At 69.5% G+C, this 15,138-nt stretch carries 12 protein-coding genes; 7 read left to right on the top strand and 5 right to left on the bottom strand.

Going from position 1 to position 15,138, the window contains the following annotated elements:
- Positions 1-5: 5 nt before the first annotated feature.
- The 5 genes from B5V46_RS18765 to B5V46_RS18745 all read right to left on the bottom strand — a co-directional run bounded on the left by B5V46_RS18765 (position 6) and on the right by B5V46_RS18745 (position 4,999).
- On the bottom strand, positions 6-407 hold the full coding sequence (locus tag B5V46_RS18765; RefSeq protein WP_080618212.1) for a type II toxin-antitoxin system VapC family toxin: 402 nt from the start codon (positions 405-407) through the stop codon (positions 6-8).
- Positions 407-664 (bottom strand): type II toxin-antitoxin system Phd/YefM family antitoxin, encoded by a 258-nt coding sequence (locus B5V46_RS18760; RefSeq protein ID WP_080618211.1) that lies wholly within the window; start codon positions 662-664, stop codon positions 407-409. Before B5V46_RS18760 ends, B5V46_RS18765 begins: the two co-directional genes overlap by 1 nt.
- A 107-nt stretch (positions 665-771) precedes the next feature.
- On the bottom strand, positions 772-1,794 hold the full coding sequence (locus B5V46_RS18755) for an LLM class flavin-dependent oxidoreductase (protein ID WP_080618210.1): 1,023 nt from the start codon (positions 1,792-1,794) through the stop codon (positions 772-774).
- 119 nt (positions 1,795-1,913) lie between these two features.
- Positions 1,914-2,597: a response regulator transcription factor gene (locus tag B5V46_RS18750; RefSeq protein ID WP_080618209.1), complete on the bottom strand. Its 684-nt coding sequence runs from the start codon at positions 2,595-2,597 to the stop codon at positions 1,914-1,916.
- Complete coding sequence (locus B5V46_RS18745; RefSeq protein ID WP_080618208.1) at positions 2,594-4,999, bottom strand: ATP-binding protein; 2,406 nt, start codon at positions 4,997-4,999, stop codon at positions 2,594-2,596. The genes B5V46_RS18750 and B5V46_RS18745 overlap by 4 nt, the downstream gene beginning before the upstream one ends.
- A gap of 193 nt (positions 5,000-5,192) precedes the next feature.
- On the opposite strand from B5V46_RS18745, the gene B5V46_RS18740 reads away from it, so the two are divergent.
- The 7 genes from B5V46_RS18740 to B5V46_RS18710 all read left to right on the top strand — a co-directional run bounded on the left by B5V46_RS18740 (position 5,193) and on the right by B5V46_RS18710 (position 15,125).
- Positions 5,193-6,818, top strand: a complete 1,626-nt coding sequence (locus B5V46_RS18740) for a c-type cytochrome (RefSeq protein ID WP_080618207.1) — start codon at positions 5,193-5,195, stop codon at positions 6,816-6,818.
- Positions 6,815-7,468 (top strand): molecular chaperone, encoded by a 654-nt coding sequence (locus B5V46_RS18735; protein ID WP_080618206.1) that lies wholly within the window; start codon positions 6,815-6,817, stop codon positions 7,466-7,468. The genes B5V46_RS18740 and B5V46_RS18735 overlap by 4 nt, the downstream gene beginning before the upstream one ends.
- Positions 7,469-7,479: 11 nt before the next feature.
- A complete protein-coding gene (torA, locus tag B5V46_RS18730; RefSeq protein WP_080618205.1) occupies positions 7,480-9,939 on the top strand; it encodes a trimethylamine-N-oxide reductase TorA in 2,460 nt (819 codons plus the stop codon).
- 93 nt (positions 9,940-10,032) lie between these two features.
- The gene (locus B5V46_RS18725; protein WP_080618204.1) at positions 10,033-10,569 is read left to right on the top strand and encodes a DUF2478 domain-containing protein; all 537 of its coding nucleotides are present in this window, start codon (positions 10,033-10,035) and stop codon (positions 10,567-10,569) included.
- Between the two features lie 727 nt (positions 10,570-11,296).
- Positions 11,297-13,453 (top strand): hypothetical protein, encoded by a 2,157-nt coding sequence (locus B5V46_RS18720; RefSeq protein WP_080618203.1) that lies wholly within the window; start codon positions 11,297-11,299, stop codon positions 13,451-13,453.
- Positions 13,450-14,604, top strand: coding sequence for a toxin-antitoxin system YwqK family antitoxin (locus tag B5V46_RS18715; RefSeq protein WP_080618202.1), 1,155 nt, complete (start codon positions 13,450-13,452; stop codon positions 14,602-14,604). Before B5V46_RS18720 ends, B5V46_RS18715 begins: the two co-directional genes overlap by 4 nt.
- Positions 14,601-15,125 (top strand): DUF805 domain-containing protein, encoded by a 525-nt coding sequence (locus tag B5V46_RS18710; protein WP_080618201.1) that lies wholly within the window; start codon positions 14,601-14,603, stop codon positions 15,123-15,125. Before B5V46_RS18715 ends, B5V46_RS18710 begins: the two co-directional genes overlap by 4 nt.
- The last annotated feature ends 13 nt before the right edge of the window (positions 15,126-15,138 follow it).

The raw sequence follows: 15,138 nt of genomic DNA, 5'->3' as shown, positions 1-15,138 counted from the left end.
AGGGCTCAGAACGGGTTCTCGATCGGAACGCCGGTCGGTTCGAAATCCGGGACATTGCCGGTGACCACCGTCGCGCCGTGGTGAAGCGCAGTCGCCGCGATCATCAGGTCGGCGCCGGGATGGCCGATCTCGGCCGAAAGCCGGCCCCAGATCCGCGCCTCGGCCGCGCCGAAGGGCAAGAGCCGGTCGGCGAAGACCAGCATGGTACGGTCGAGCCAGACCCGCAGGTCGCGGGCGAAACCGGGATCGCGGGTCTCTTGCTGGCGGATGCCGCGTTCGATCTCGCCCAGGGTGATGACGCTGAGATAAAGCTCGGGCTCGGGCCGCGCGGCCAGCCAGGCGCGGACCTGCGGCGCGCGCTCGGGACGGCGCACCGCGGAAATCACGTTGGTGTCGATCAGATACATCAGAAGCGGACGTCGCGCGGGCGGACCTCGGCGCGCTCGATCTCGCGGGCCTCGATCCCGGGGGCAGGGAAGGCCAGCAGATGCTCGGCAAAGCTTTCGCGGGCGGCGGCGGCGCCTTTCAGCAGGCGCCGGTAATCATCGGCCGACAGCACCACGACCGCGGGCTTGCCGCGGCGGGTGACCTCCTGGGGGACCCCGGCCAGCGCTGCCTCGACCACCGCGCTGAACCGGTTCTTGGCATCCTGCAATGTCCACATCGGACGGGCCTCCGCATTATCTGGCTAGATAGATGGCTAGACGGGGGCGGTCTGTCAAGGGGAGGGCCCGACATGACGGGCCCTCCGGGGCGGGACGATGGGGGCGATCAGCGCCAGCCGAGCTGGGGCGCGACATGGGTCAGGATCGCCTCGATCACATGGGCATTGTAATCGACGCCAAGCTGGTTCGGCACGGTCAGCAGAAGCGTGTCGGCCTCGGCGATGGCCTCGTCCTTCTCCAGCTCGGCCGCCAGCCGGTCGGGCTCGCCGGCATAGCTGCGCCCGAAGATCGCCCGCGTCGTCTCGTCGAGCTGGCCGACCGAGTCGCGACTTTGCACGCCCCGGCCGAAATAGGCCCGGTCGCGGTCATCGACGAGGGCGAAGATCGAGCGGCTGACCGAGACCCTGGGCTTGCGGCTGTGCCCGGCCCTGGCCCAGGCCTCGCGATAGGCGCGGATCTGCCTGGCCTGCTGCACATGGAAGGGTTCGCCGGTCTCGTCATCCTTCAGGGTCGAGCTTTGCAGGTTCATGCCCATCTCGGCCGCCCAGATCGCGGTCGCGTTCGAGCCCGAGCCCCACCAGATCCGGTCGCGCAGCCCCTCGGAATGGGGCTCGATGCGCAGCAGACCGGGCGGGTTCGGGAACATCGGATGCGGATTGGGCTGGGCGAAGCCCTCGCCCTTCAACAGATCGAAGAAGATCCGCCCGTGTTCGCGGCCCATATCGGCATCGGTCCCGCCCTCGGCGGGCGCATAGCCGAAATGGCGCCAGCCCTCGATCACCTGTTCGGGCGAGCCGCGGCTGATGCCGAGCTGGAGTCGCCCGCCCGAGATCAGGTCGGCGGCGCCGGCATCCTCGACCATGTAGAACGGATTTTCATAGCGCATGTCGATCACGCCGGTGCCGATCTCGATGCTTCGGGTCCGGGCCGCGACGGCGGCCAGCAGCGGGAAGGGCGAGGCGAGCTGGCGGGCGAAATGGTGGACGCGGAAATAGGCCCCGTCGGCGCCGAGATCCTCGGCGGCCTCGGCCAGCTCGATCGACTGGATCAGCGCGTCGGCAGCCGAACGGGTGCCCGAGCTTGGCGCGGGCGACCAGTGGCCGAAGGACAAAAAGCCGATCTTCTTCATGGCGATACTCCTGTGCTGCGATGGCGTCGGAACGCCTCTCTTGCCGCCGATCTAGGGTCGGGTGGCGGCCGGGGGCAGTCCCCATCGCCGAACAGGGGCCGTGCGTCTCTGCAGCGGGCCTAGCTGTCGAGGGTCAGCACATAGCCCAGCCCGTGCACGGTGGTGATGCGCACCTCGCTGCCCTTGAGCCGGCGCCGCAGCCGCGAGATCAGCACGTCGATGGTGCGGTCGCCATAGACCCATTCGCGGCCGCAGGTCGCCATGCTGATCTGCATCCGGTCGCGCGGCTTGCCGATATTGCGGATCAGGCAGATCAGCAGCCGCGACTCGGCGGGCGAGAGCACCTCGATCCGGTCGGCGACCCAGAGCCGGCGCGACACCGCATCGAGCCGGAGCGCGTCGCCCAGCCGGAAGGTGGTCTGGTCCTCGGGGGTGCGGCGGGCGCTGAGCCGGGCCTGGATGCGGGCGCGCAGCACCGCGGGCTCGACCGGTTTGCAGACATAGTCGCTGGCGCCCATGCCAAGCCCCAGCACCTGATCTGTGGGCGCATCGAGGCTGGAGAAGACGATGAAGGGGATCTTGCGGTCCTGCTGCAGGAGAGGCGCCAGCAAAAGCCCGTCGGTATCGGGCAGGCGGCGGTCGAGGATCACCAGGTCGAAGCCGTTCCGGGCGATGGCATCGCGCGCGGTCTCGCCGTCGCCCGCGTTGTGGAAGCGGTGCCCGAGCTGGGTGACGATGTCCTCGACCATCACCTGTACCAGCACATCGTCATCGACGAGAAGGATGTCGGCGGTCGCGCTCATGCTTTTGGGGTCTCATCGGAAGGGCCGCCCAGATCCGGACGGCTCGGTTCCGGGGCGTTCAGATCGTCCGGGGCGGCGGCCAGCACCCGGGCGCGGGAGAGGGCGCGCATCCGGGTGCTGGCGGCGGGTGAATCGAAGGCCAGCTCGACTGCGCGGAGCGCGGCGTTCAGTTCGGTCCGGCCGAAGATCGCGGCGCCATTGGCCAGCTTGTGAGCCAGAGCGGCCAGCGCGGTGTCGGGCTGGCTGTCATCGCTGGTCGCGAGCTGGGTCCGGAACGTCTGCCAGCCCGTCGAGAAGACCTCGGCCATGCGTCGCTGCGCCTCGGGCGAGAGCCCGTCGAGCAGGGCGCTTGCGCGGGTCGGGCGGGTGCCGCTGCGGATCGCGCGCCCCAGCGCCCCGGCATCGAGCGGCTTTTCCAGAAGCGCGGTGAACAGCGCGGCCTGACCGTCGGCCTGGCGCACCAGATCGACATTGGCGCTGAGCAGGAAGACCGGACGCTCGCCCAGCGTGCCGCTCTGCCGCAGCGAGCGGGCGAAATCGACGCCATTGCCGTCGGGCAGGCGGTAATCGACGATGAAGAGGTCGTAATCCTCGGGATGCGCCTGGCAGAGCGCGCCCGCCTGCCGCAGCGAGCGGGCATGGTCGACGGACAGCCCCATGCGTTCGAGCATGGCCAGGGTGACGAGGACGCCGACCGGGTCGTCGTCGATCAGAAGGCAGCTCTTGCTGGACAGCGTGCCGGCGGGGCGGGCGGGCAGCTTGGCCGGGGCAGGGGCCTCTGCCGCGACCAGCGGCAGCCGCACCTCGATCCTGGCGCCGCCGCCGGGCCCCGCGGCCGAGCCGCCCGAGATGGTGCCGCCATGGGCCAGCGTCATCCGCTGGGCGATGGCCAGCCCCAGCCCCGAGCCCGACTGTCCGGTCGGGCGCGGCCGGAGCGCGGTGGGTGCGGCGATCAGCATCTCGCGGATCGGGGCGGGCAGGCCGGGGCCGTGATCGGTGACGGCGAAGACCAGCTCGTCGCCCGAGGGCCCCTCTTCGCGGCTCAGCTCCAGCGCGACGCCGCGCCCGTCATCGTGGCGGATCGCGTTCTGGATCAGGTTGCCGAGGATCTGCTGCACCATCGACCAGTCGAGCGCGACCTCGTCGGGCAGATCGGCCGACAGCGACAGCATCAGCGGCACGCCCTGCTGGCGGGCGAGGATATCGCGGCTGCGCACGAGGTTTTCCAGCATCTCGGCCAGCGCCACCGGCGCCGGGCGCGGCTTCGGCGCCTGCTGTTCGAAGCGCGAGAAGCTGAGCACGTTCTCGAGCGTGGCGCTGAGCCCGCGGGCCGAGATGTCGAGCAGCTCGGTCAGCCGGGTGCGTTCCTCGACATCCTGCGGCGGCACGTCCCGCAACAGCTCGGCCGCGCCCAGCACGCTGTGAAGGGGGGTGCGGATCTCGTGGCTCATGGCGGCCAGAAACAGCGACATGGTGCGCTCGGCCTCGCGCGCCAGCTCGATCGCGCGCTGATGGTCGGTGACGTCGTTCATCAGCACGATGCGCCAGCGGTCGAGCTTGTAGACGGTGTCCTCGACGGTCTCGAGCCGGATGTCGAAGCAGCGGCTGCCCGACTGGGTCTGCAGCCAGATCGCGCTCCACCGGCTGCCTTCGGTGGCGAGGATCTCGTCGACGATGGGCTGCAGCTCGTCGCGGCGCGATTGCAGCGCCAGCCGGTAGACCAGCGCCCCGGCCTCGTCGAGCCCGAGGAAGGTCTGCATGGCGGCGCGGTTGGCGCTGATCAGCCGGCCGTCCTCATCGGCGATGAAGACCGGGCCGCGCAGGCTTTCGAGCACGCCGAAAAGCTGGTCGCGCTCGCGCGTGAGGCGCCGCAGCCGGTCGGCCATCGCGGCCTCTTCGGTGCCGGTCTCGGACCAGGGCGCCAGCATCGCCAGTTCGACCTCGTCGAAGAAGAGATCGAGCCGGGCAAGCAGTGCCTCGGGCGCGGGCAGGGCAGGGGCGTCGTCCCGATGGGCGGACAATTCGCGGAAAAACCCGAGATAGGCGCGACGGTAATATTTCAGCAGCCCATGGTTCAGCCAGAGCGGCACCCCCGAGCGGCGGTGCCGCCAGGCGACCTCGCGCAGCCCGGCGAAACGGGGATCGCTGCCATAGTCGTTATGCCCGTTGGCGCCGCCATCCTGCGTGGGCACGGAAAGGCTGGCGACGAGGCAGGCATTGATGATCTCGACCGATTCGACCCAGGCCGCCCGCATCGAACTTGTCTGATCCGTGAAGCCGTTGGCCGCACCAAGCCGCAGAATCTCGTCGACCAGCTCGTCGCTGGCACCGGACAGAACATCACTGAGGCGGTCGGCAGGCCAGGATGACGGGCCTGCCGAGGGAGGGGCAGTCGGGGGCATGGCCGCACTCGATCACAACTGCGACAATTTGGCAATCGCTCTCGCGCGGCCGGGTCGGGAACGCGACGCTTTGCGCCGGTTCCGTTTACGACGCGTTTACAATTCCTTACAAAACCGAAGCCTCTGTGCCCCTTCGAACGGCTATGCTCCGTTCGACAATTCCCCACGTCCGAGAGGATCGGAGGCACGTATCATGACAGTCAAAGCAAGTACGCTGGTGAAGCTGGCGGGTAGCCTGTTGGTTTTGGGAGGGGCGGGATTTCTGGTCGTGACCTCGCCCTGGACCTGGTCGGCACTGAACGGCAGCCGCGAGCTGCCCGCGCTGGAAGGCGCCGATCTCGAGAATGGCCGCACGGTCTTCCTGGCGTCGGATTGCGCCACCTGCCACGCCACCCCGGGCTCGGAAGATGAGACCCATCTGGGCGGGGGCCGGTCGCTCGACACCGCCTTCGGCATCTTCCACATGCCCAATATCTCGCCCGATCCCGAAACCGGCATCGGCAGCTGGACCCTGGCCCAGTTCGACCGCGCGCTGCGCGAGGGCGTCGGTCCCGACGGGCTGATGCCCGATGGCCAGAACCTGTACCCGGCCTTCCCCTATACCTCGTATCAGCGGCTGACCGGCGAGGATTCGCGCGACCTTTACGCCTATATCATGTCGCTGCCGGCGGTCCGCTCCGAGGTCCCCGATCACGAGCTGAACTTCCCCTACAACCTGCGTCGCGGCGTCGGGGTCTGGCGCCTGGCCTTCCTCGACGGCGAGGCCCTGACCCCCGGCGAGGTGCCGGACGGCGTCGACCCCGATGTATATCACCGGGGCGAATACCTGGTCGAGGGCGCGGGCCACTGCGCCGAATGCCACTCGCCGCGCGGCCCGATGGGCGAGGTGATCACCGACAAGCGCTTTGGCGGCGGCCCGAACCCCGAGGGCACGGGCTGGTTCCCGAACATCTCGCCCGACGAGACCGGGATCGGCTACTGGTCGGTGGCACGGATCGCCAATTACCTGCATACCGGCAAGAACCCGATCGGCCGGATGGCCGATGGCGACATGGCCGAGGTCGTGGCCAATACCTCGCAACTGCCGTTCTCGGACGTGCAGGCCATGGCGGTCTATCTGAAATCGGTGCCTCCGGTCGAGAACCGGGCGCCGGGCCAGCCCGCGCCGAACTATGCCGATCACGTGGTGATGCTGGATCAGGCCGTCGGCAAGGCGCCGCAACTGCCGGTCTCGCCCGCCTCGGCCATCGCGGAAGGCGACAGCGCCACCGTGGTCGAGACCAAGAATGTCTGGATCGGCGCCGACATGGTGGCCACCGAGAACCAGCCCGACGGCAAGATCCTGGGCGGGGCTGTCGCCGAGATCACGGCACGCGACGGCGACAAGGTGCAGCTGACGCTGCGCGGCTGGCAGATGGAAGACGCGCCGACGGTGCTCTACCAGGAGAAGGGCCAGCGGGTGATGATGGCGATCTTCGACGATGCCGCCGCCGCCACCGTGACGCGCGGCGAGGCCGAGGTCGCGGCCGATACCGGCCAGAGCTGGGTGCCGGCCGAGGTCACGCTCTGGAGCGATGCCGCGGGCATGAATACCGACCGCGCCGCGGTCTGGGCCTATGGGCAGGATACCTTCCAGACGGCCTGTGCCGCCTGCCACGTGCTGCCGCAGAAGACCCATTTCACGGCCAACCAGTGGATCGGGACGCTGAAGGCGATGCGCCGCTTCACCTCGTTCAGCGATGACCAGTACCGGCTGATCCTGGCCTATCTGCAGAACCATTCGAAGGATCTCGACGTCAGCAAGGGGTCGGTGCAATGACCGCGGCCCTTGTCGACATGGGCGAGGAGGAGGCCGCCGACCTGGCCTTCATCGCCGAGTTCCTCGCCTCGCTTCTGCTGACCCCGCCCGACCGCGACAGCCTGCAGTCGCTGCGCTCGATGCAGGGGCAGGTCTCGCTGGGCCGCATCGGCGGCTATCTCGGAGAGGAGACGGCGGTCGACGCGATCCGCCAGATCCTCACCGCCGGACCTGTCGAAGAGGTCGCGGTCTCGCTCGAACGCCGCCACACGGCGCTGTTCGAGGGCATCTTCCGGCAGCGCAGCCTGCCGCCCTATGCCAGCCCCTGGGACGGGACCGGACGGCTTTGCGGCCCCGCCGTGGGGCGGATGCAGCAGATCCTGCGCGATCTCGACGTGCATCTCGAAGGCAGCTCGGAGATGGCCGACCATCTCGGCGTCGAGCTGGCGGCCCTGGCCGAGGCGCTGCGGCGCGGCCGCCCCGATATCGCGGCGCGCCTGCTGGACGAGCTTGACTGGTGCGAGCGCTTCGCCGCCGCGCTGATCAAGGCCGACGATGCCGGTTTCTACGGCGCGCTGGCCCGGCTGGTGCTGGCATTCAAGACCCTGATGACGGCCGAGGAGGCCGCCGCCCAACCCCTGCACGACCCCGCCGCCACGGCGCGGATCTGAAAGGACAGGCCATGACTTCGATTTCCAATTCTTCCCTGCCCCTTTCGAAGCGCAGCTTCCTGAAAGGATCTCTTGCCACCGGACTCGGCTTTGCCGGGCTTCCGCTCTTCGCGCGCGGCGCCGCCGCCCAGACCGCCAGCCAGGGCATCGTCTCGGGCTGTCACTGGGGCGTCTTCTACGGCATGGTCGAGGACGGCCGCGCCGTCGAGTTCAAGCCCTGGGAGGGGGACCCCGCGCCCTCGCCGCAGCTGCCGGGCGTGCTCGATTCGCTCTATTCCGAATCGCGCATCCGCTATCCGATGGTGCGCCGCGCCTGGCTCGAACAGGGCCCCGGCGCCGATCCCGACGGCCGCGGCTCGGGCGATTTCGTCCGCGTCAGCTGGGAAAAGGCCATCGAGCTGGTCGCGGGCGAGATCACCCGCGTGCGCGAGACCTACGGCCATCCGGCGGTCTTTGCCGGTTCCTATGGCTGGAAGAGCCCGGGCAAGCTGCATAACTGTCAGACCCTGCTGCGCCGGATGCTGAACCTGACCGGCAGCTACACCAACTCGGTCGGCGACTATTCGACCGGGGCGGCGCAGGTGATCCTGCCCTATGTCTCGGGCTCGATCGAGGTCTACGAGCAATGCACGACCTGGGACAACCTCGCCAAGAACTGCGAGCTGATGGTGTTCTGGGGCGCCAACCCGCTGAACAACTCGGAAATCTGCTGGCAGGTCGCCGATCACGGCTCGTTCCGGGGCGTCGACCAGATCAAGGAGGCGGGCGTCGAGTCGATCTGCATCGACCCGGTCCGCACCGAGACCGCGCAGCATCTGGACAGCGAATGGATCGCGCCGCGGCCGCAGACCGATGTGGCGATGATGCTGGGCATCATGCATACGCTGCATGCCGAGGGGCTGCATGACCAGGCCTTCCTCGACCGCTATACCGTCGGCTTCGACAAGTTCCTGCCCTATCTGCTGGGCGAGACCGACGGCACGCCGAAATCGGCCGAATGGGCGTCGGAGATCTGCGGCGTTCCGGCCGAGAAGCTGCGCGAACTGGCCCGCCGCTTCGCCGCCAAGCGCACGATGCTGGCGCTCGGCTATTCGACCCAGCGCCAGCACCATGGCGAACAGGTCCACTGGGCACTGATCACGCTGGCCTCGATGCTGGGTCAGATCGGGCTGCCGGGCGGCGGTTACGGGCTGAGCTATCACTACGCCTCGGGCGGCGCGCCGACCCATACCACGCCGATCCTGAAGGCCATCGACGATGCCTCGGGGATCAAGGTCGATGGTGCGGCCTGGCTGGCGGCCAGCGGCGCGGTCTCGATCCCGGTCTCGCGGCTGGTCGAGACCCTGCTGAACCCGGGCAAGGTGATGCAGTTCAACGGCCACGAGATCGAGCTGCCCGAGATCAAGCTGGCCTATTGGGCGGGCGGCAACCCGTTCTCGCACCACCAGGACCGCAACGAGATGCTGCGCGCCTGGCGCCGGCTCGACACCTTCATCGTGCATGACATCCAGTGGACCGCCTCGGCGCGCCATGCCGATATCGTGCTGCCGGCGACCACCTCCTATGAACGCAACGACATCGAGCAGGTCGGCGACTATGCGCTGAGCCATATCGTTCCGATGAAGAAGATCGTCGAACCGGTCTTCGAGGCGCGGAGCGATTATGACATCTTCGCCGATATCGCCGACAAGCTGGGCCGGGGCTACGAGTTCACCCAGGGGCTCAGCGAGATGGACTGGATCCGGGGCTTCTACGAGGCCGCCAAGATCGAGGCCCGCGCCAAGGGCATGGAAATGCCCGTCTTCGACGCGTTCTGGGACAGCAACAAGCCGCTGGCCTTCCCGCTGGAGGACGCCCAAAAGGACTGGGTACGCCATGCCGATTTCCGGGCCGATCCGCTTCTGAACGCGCTTGGCACGGCTTCGGGCAAGTTCGAGCTCTATTCGACCGCCATCGAGAAATACGGCTATGACGACTGTCCGCCGCATGCCACCTGGATGGAACCGATCGAGCGGCTTGGCGGACCGACCACGGTCTTCCCGCTGGCAGTGGCCTCGAACCACCCCGACCTGCGGCTGCATTCGCAGCTTTGCGGCACCGCGATCCGCGAGACCTATGCGGTTCAGGGGCGCGAGCCGTGCTGGATGAACCCGGCCGATGCCGAGGCGCGCGGGCTGAGCGATGGCGAGGTGGTGCGGGTCTTCAACCAGCGCGGCCAGATCCTCGCCGGGCTCGTCATCACCGACGTGATCCGTCCCGGCGTGATCCGGGTCAGCGAGGGCGGCTGGTTCGATCCTGTCGAGCCGCGCAAGATCGGCAGCCTCTGCGCCTATGGCGACATCAACAACCTGACCACGGGTGTCGCCACCTCGAGACTGGCCCAGGGCAATTGCGGCCAGACCGCGATGGCCGAGGTCGAACGCTTTGAAGGCCCGTTGCCGCCGGTGACGGTCTTCAGCCAACCCGCCTGACCCGGACCCTGATCCGGATCCGGGCGGACCGGACAGGCCCGTCACTCCCACTCCCCCGACGGGCCTGTCCTTCCTCATGAGAAGGCTTCGGCGATGCGTTTTGGTTATATCGTTTCCGAGGAACGCGGTGCGGCCAGCATGGTTCTGGCCGAGGCCGCGACGCAGCTTTCGGCGCGAGGGCTCCGGCTGGCGGGGGCGGTGCAGCACACCGCTTCCGCGCCCGGGCCCCATCCCTGCGACGGCGACCTGAAGGTACTGCCCGACGGTCCGGTCTTGCGGCTGTCGCAGCCGCTGGGGCGGGGCTCGCGCGGGTGCCGGATGGATGCGGGCGCGGTCGAGACCGCGGCGGCCGAGGCCGCGCGCCATCTCGACGGGGCGGCGCTTCTGATCGTCAACAAATTCGGCAAGCTCGAGGCGGCGGGGCATGGCTTCGTGCCGCTGATCGCCGAGGCGCTGGGGCGCGGCCTGCCGGTGCTGGTCGGCGTGAACGGGCTGAACCTGCGCGCCTTCGAGAGTTTCGCCGAAGGTCTGGCCGAGCCGGTCGCCGCCGAGAGCGGCGCGGTGCTGGCTTGGCTCGGCTACCCGCCCGTCCTCGCGGCGGCTGCGGTTTCGGCCCGCGCTTCGGCCTGAGCCCTTCGCGGCATCTGCTGGATCGGGTCGGGGATGAATGTCCCCGCTCCGATAGCATACGTAGCGGTGGCGGGTCTGTCCCACAGGCCCTCTTTCCGTTGCGGCGACTGAACCCCGCCGTCAAAGCCTCGGGATAAAAACCCCGGGGTCCGGCCTCGCAAATTCGCTGGGGTGCAAGCCCGTCGCGCCAGTCAGACGCCCGATTCCGGGGGTATCAGCGGGCCTGTCCGGCGGCTCCCGGCGCAGAGGGCGCGGTGTCCGTTTGTCGGGAAGATCTTCCCCAGCAGGGTTTTGCAGTCCTTCAAACCTCCGGCCTCCCGCAGGACGCCCCGCAGCACGCCATGGGGGTATCATCGGCGCGCGTCCTGCGACGGCCGATTGTCTGGCATCGGGCCCCGCGACCCGGGCGGTTCCAGGGGGTCGCACGCTTGATCCGGGGAAAGGGACAGGGTCCATGACGGCCGATCAGGCAGGCGGAACACCCGCCTGCGATGCGGTCTTCCCGGCGGCCGGCGCACTGGCTGCGACCGTCCCTCCTCGGGCGCAGGGCCTGCCTCCCGGGGCCGTCCGTTCCGGCCCGGGGGCCTTTTCCCATGGTCTGTCTTCCAGCCTCCAAGCGCCTTCCCGCCGTGGAATGAGCAAGATTATGCCCGTTCTAAATCCGCTGGGGGAGACGGGTTAAATTCCGTGCCGGGGACGCTAGCTTCGCCCCCGGAACGGAGGATGAATGACCTGTAAGACAGCCGGTTACGGCCTGATCCTTGCGCTGGCGGCGACTTCTGCCGGGGCCGAGACCCTGACCTTCTCGCCCGCCGCCGGCAGCGCGCGCAGCTATCGTGTCGAGCTCTCGGTCCGGTCGGTCGAGCCGGACAGCCGGACCGTTCCGCTGGACGACCAGAGGGTGTCCTTCCTGGCCCGGATCCGCGCGGCCGAGCGCGATGGCGACAGTGTCGGCCTGACATTGAAGCCGCTCTGGCTGAAGACGCAGCTGGGCGACGAGACCATGACCACCGCGGGTCCGATCCCCGACCGCGTGCGGGCAGGCTTCGAGGCCGGGTTCGGCGCAAGGCTGGATCTTGCCACCGGCGCGCTCGGCGAGGTCGTGCCGCTGGGCGACATCGAGGCGGGCGGCCCGACGCTTGGCGGTCTGCGCGAGCAGTTCGCCGCCGCCTTTCCGCCTGTCCCGATCGAGCTTGCCGAGGGCTGGAGCACCACGGTGCCCCGCTATGGCGGGGTGCAGGATGTGACGATTACCGTCGATCACGTGACCGCAGACCGCGTCTTCCTGCGCTACGAGGGCGAGGATTACATCGCGCGGCTGGCCGGGCTGGTGGTGGTCGACCGCGACGAGGGCTGGGTCGAGCGGGCGGCGATCACCACCGACCGCCGTCTGGTGCCGGGCACGGATGAGGACGGCTCGCTGCGCGAGACCGTGGCGATCGCGCCGCAGGGTTATCCGGTTACGGTGCAGGCCGATACCAGCCTGCGCCCGGCTGAATGGCGCGACATGCCCGAGCGTATCGCGCCGCCCGCGCCGCTGGCCAGCGAGGCCGAGGTGTTTCCCGGGGGGCCGGGGCGTCTGGTCGAGGGGCCCGGCGGGCTGATGCTGGAATTCGATCACCGCGCGGCCCAGTGGCGCAATATCGGGCGGTTCGAGCTTTCCGGTCTGCGGCTCTTTGCCGGAGACCGGGCGCTGGACGTGCCCCTGACGGCGGAACCGCCGCTGACGCTGCCGAACTGGCGCGCCCCCGAGGGCTTGTCGCAGGTCTCCCGCAGCCTGCTTGATGCAACGACCCTGCAGGATGTCAGCCAGGATCTGGAGGCAGCGACCGAACTTCGGGCCGATCTCGACTGGTACCCGGTCGCGCCCTTCGTGATGAGGCTGGTTCCCGACGGGACCGGCCATGCCGAGGCCAGCCGGGACGGGGCGCGCGCGGTGCTGGCTCCGGCGCCGGAGGGCTATGTGCTGACGCTTTCGGGCCAGCAGACCGACCTCTTTTCCTGGGCGCTGCCCGAGGGAACCGGGGCGCAGGGCATGATCTTTGCGGCCGATCGCGGCCCCGACTGGCTGACCCCGGGCGAAAGTCTGGCCCGGCGCATCGCCTCGCCGGATTACAGCGCGATCCGGGTGCTTTTGCGCATGGATGCGCCGCCCGAGGAAATGGTGGTGCGCGTCGAGCGCTATGCCGACACGCCCGCCGCCCGCCGCGAGATGCGCTTCCTGACCGAGGAGGGGCGGCGCCTCGATCCCGATACCGCGCCCGAGCGGCGCCCGCTGTTCCGGGGCGCCCCGCCGCCCGCGCCCGACGAGGTCATGCCCGAGGGGCTCGACACCGGCGCGCTGCGCCTGCCGCTGGCCCCGGCCCAGGCCGCGGAGTGCACGGCCAGCCTCGCCCCGCCCGCGACCGAGGGCGACGCGGCGCTGGTCTTCGTCCGGCGGGCCGCAGAAGAGGCCAGCCTGCTGGAACTGCAGACCGGGGATGGCCAGCGTCGGCATTTCTATGGCCTCGGACCTCGCCAGGTGACGCTGTCCTGCGACGCTACCCTTGCCTGGACCGAGGCCGGGCAGCAGTTGTCGCCCGACCGGCCCTGGCAGATCGATCCGGCGGCGCTCGGCATCGCCGAGGACATGACCCTGGCCGAGGTGATGGAAGGCCTGCGCTTCGTCGATGCAGAGGGCGTGCCGCTGGCGCTGAGCGCGCCCGGGGACGGCGCGCTGTCGCCTCAGGACAGCATCGCTCAGGCGCTGTTTCCAGATGGCACGCTGCGGGTCGCCGGAACCCCCGCGAAGATCCTGCGCGCGGTGCGAAAGCCCGAACCGGTGACGCGCAGCTTCCGGGTCAGCTTCCCCGATCTGCCCGTGCCGGAGAGGGCGGCGCCATGATCCGCGGAACCGCCACGGCACTTGCCCTCTTGCTGGCCGCGCCGGCGCTCGCCGCGCCGGAAACCGCTGCGCCGAAAACCGGCGCGCAGCCATCCGGTCCGGGGGGCGCCGCGGACGGGCAGGGGGTGGATATCAGGACCGAGCTCTGGCCCTCGGGCAAGATCCGGAGCGAACGCCATTTCGTCGACGGGCGGGAAGTGGGCCTGTCGCGGCGCTGGTCCCGCGAGGGCGCCCTGATCCGCGAGACCCGGTTCTCGGATGACGGCAAGGTTCTGCATGACCGCCACTGGAAGGACGGCACGCTGGTCCATGAGCGCATGCCGGTGACCGTCGAGGGCCATGGCGCGGGCGAGAAGATCGTCGAGCGCTATGGCAGGATCACCGAAACCGATATCCGGGCCGAGGGCTACCGGCTGACCACCCGCCATCGCGGCGACGAACTGATCGACCGGTCCGAGGTGATCGACGGCCGGATCCAGGGCCGCTACCTGCATACCGGGCGGATCGACAACGATGTCACCCGTGCCACCTATGTCGACAATCAACCCCATGGCCTGTTCACCCGGACCTGGCAGGGCGAGACGCTGGAGCGGGGCCTGTACGATCACGGCACCCGCATCGGCGAATGGCTGCGGGTCGAGCGCTACGGCACCACCATCCATGAGGTCTACGACCCGGAGGGGCGGCTTGACGGCCCGCGCCGCGAGATCGGCGCGAACGGCCAGCTGCGGCGGCTGGAAACCTATGTCCAGGGCACGCTTGACGGCCCCTGGGAAGAGCGCGACCGCGAGGGCAGGCTGCTGTCGGGCGGGGCCTGGTCCGAAGGCCAGAAGACCGGGCCCTGGCGCGAAGCTGTGCCCTATGGTGAGGAGTACTGGCAGGGCAGCTATGTCGCGGGCGCGCGGAACGGTCCGTGGGAGCGGCGCGACGCGCAGGGCTATCGCCTCGAGCGCGTGCGTTATCAGAACGGCGCCCGGGACGGGCTGCGCTATCTCTTCCGCCCGGATGGCGCGGTCGGCGAGGTGCAGTCCTGGAAGGCGGGCGAAAGGCACGGGCCCACCACCTATTACGAGGACGGCCGGCCGGTCGGGCGCGATTTCTGGCGCGACGGCCGGTCGGTGGCTGGCGGCCGCGCGATGGAGGCGGAATGAGCCCCCTGCGCGCGACCCTGACCTGCCTGCGCAAATCCGTCCGCTTCGGCGGTCGCGCTGCGCGGGCCGAATACTGGTGGTTCGGTCCGGCCTGCCTGCTGGCGCTATGGGGCGCCGCCGCGCTCGACCCGGTCCTGTTCCCGGCGGATCCTGACCGGGGGCTGCCCGATCGCCGGCCGCTGTCGGTCTTTGTCTCTTTCGTCCTGACGCTGCCCGCGCTGGCGGTCGGTTGGCGGCGCCTGCATGATGTCGGGCGCGCGGGCTGGTGGCTGCTGCTGCCCGGTGCCGCGACACTGGCCTGTCTCGTGCCGGCCGTCGCGCTCCGGGGGGTGACGCCTCAGCCGGTGGCCGGGCTTCCGATGGCCGGGCTTCCGGGGGCCGGAACCGACCGGGGCGGGCCCGATCTCATCCTGAACGGCGTGGCTCTGGTCGCGCTGCTGTCCTGCCTCTGGCTGATCGTGCAGCTGGCCCGGCCGGGAGAGCCCCATGAAAACCGCTTCGGCCCCGTGCCCGAAGCCTGACCGATGTTTCATC

The organism is Rhodovulum sp. MB263 (assembly GCF_002073975.1).
Taxonomy (GTDB): Bacteria; Pseudomonadota; Alphaproteobacteria; order Rhodobacterales; family Rhodobacteraceae; genus Rhodovulum.
Note: the sequence above shows the minus strand (reverse complement) of the source record. Positions and strands in the feature narration are given on the sequence as shown.

Excerpts from the sequence above, each read along its gene's own strand:
- B5V46_RS18765 (WP_080618212.1), bottom strand. The coding sequence starts at position 407 with ATGTATCTGATCGACACCAACGTGATTTCCGCGGTGCGCCGTCCCGAG.
- B5V46_RS18760 (WP_080618211.1), bottom strand. The coding sequence starts at position 664 with ATGTGGACATTGCAGGATGCCAAGAACCGGTTCAGCGCGGTGGTCGAG.
- B5V46_RS18755 (WP_080618210.1), bottom strand. The coding sequence starts at position 1,794 with ATGAAGAAGATCGGCTTTTTGTCCTTCGGCCACTGGTCGCCCGCGCCA.
- B5V46_RS18750 (WP_080618209.1), bottom strand. The coding sequence starts at position 2,597 with ATGAGCGCGACCGCCGACATCCTTCTCGTCGATGACGATGTGCTGGTA.
- B5V46_RS18745 (WP_080618208.1), bottom strand. The coding sequence starts at position 4,999 with ATGCCCCCGACTGCCCCTCCCTCGGCAGGCCCGTCATCCTGGCCTGCC.
- B5V46_RS18740 (WP_080618207.1), top strand. The coding sequence starts at position 5,193 with ATGACAGTCAAAGCAAGTACGCTGGTGAAGCTGGCGGGTAGCCTGTTG.
- B5V46_RS18735 (WP_080618206.1), top strand. The coding sequence starts at position 6,815 with ATGACCGCGGCCCTTGTCGACATGGGCGAGGAGGAGGCCGCCGACCTG.
- torA (WP_080618205.1), top strand. The coding sequence starts at position 7,480 with ATGACTTCGATTTCCAATTCTTCCCTGCCCCTTTCGAAGCGCAGCTTC.
- B5V46_RS18725 (WP_080618204.1), top strand. The coding sequence starts at position 10,033 with ATGCGTTTTGGTTATATCGTTTCCGAGGAACGCGGTGCGGCCAGCATG.
- B5V46_RS18720 (WP_080618203.1), top strand. The coding sequence starts at position 11,297 with ATGACCTGTAAGACAGCCGGTTACGGCCTGATCCTTGCGCTGGCGGCG.
- B5V46_RS18715 (WP_080618202.1), top strand. The coding sequence starts at position 13,450 with ATGATCCGCGGAACCGCCACGGCACTTGCCCTCTTGCTGGCCGCGCCG.
- B5V46_RS18710 (WP_080618201.1), top strand. The coding sequence starts at position 14,601 with ATGAGCCCCCTGCGCGCGACCCTGACCTGCCTGCGCAAATCCGTCCGC.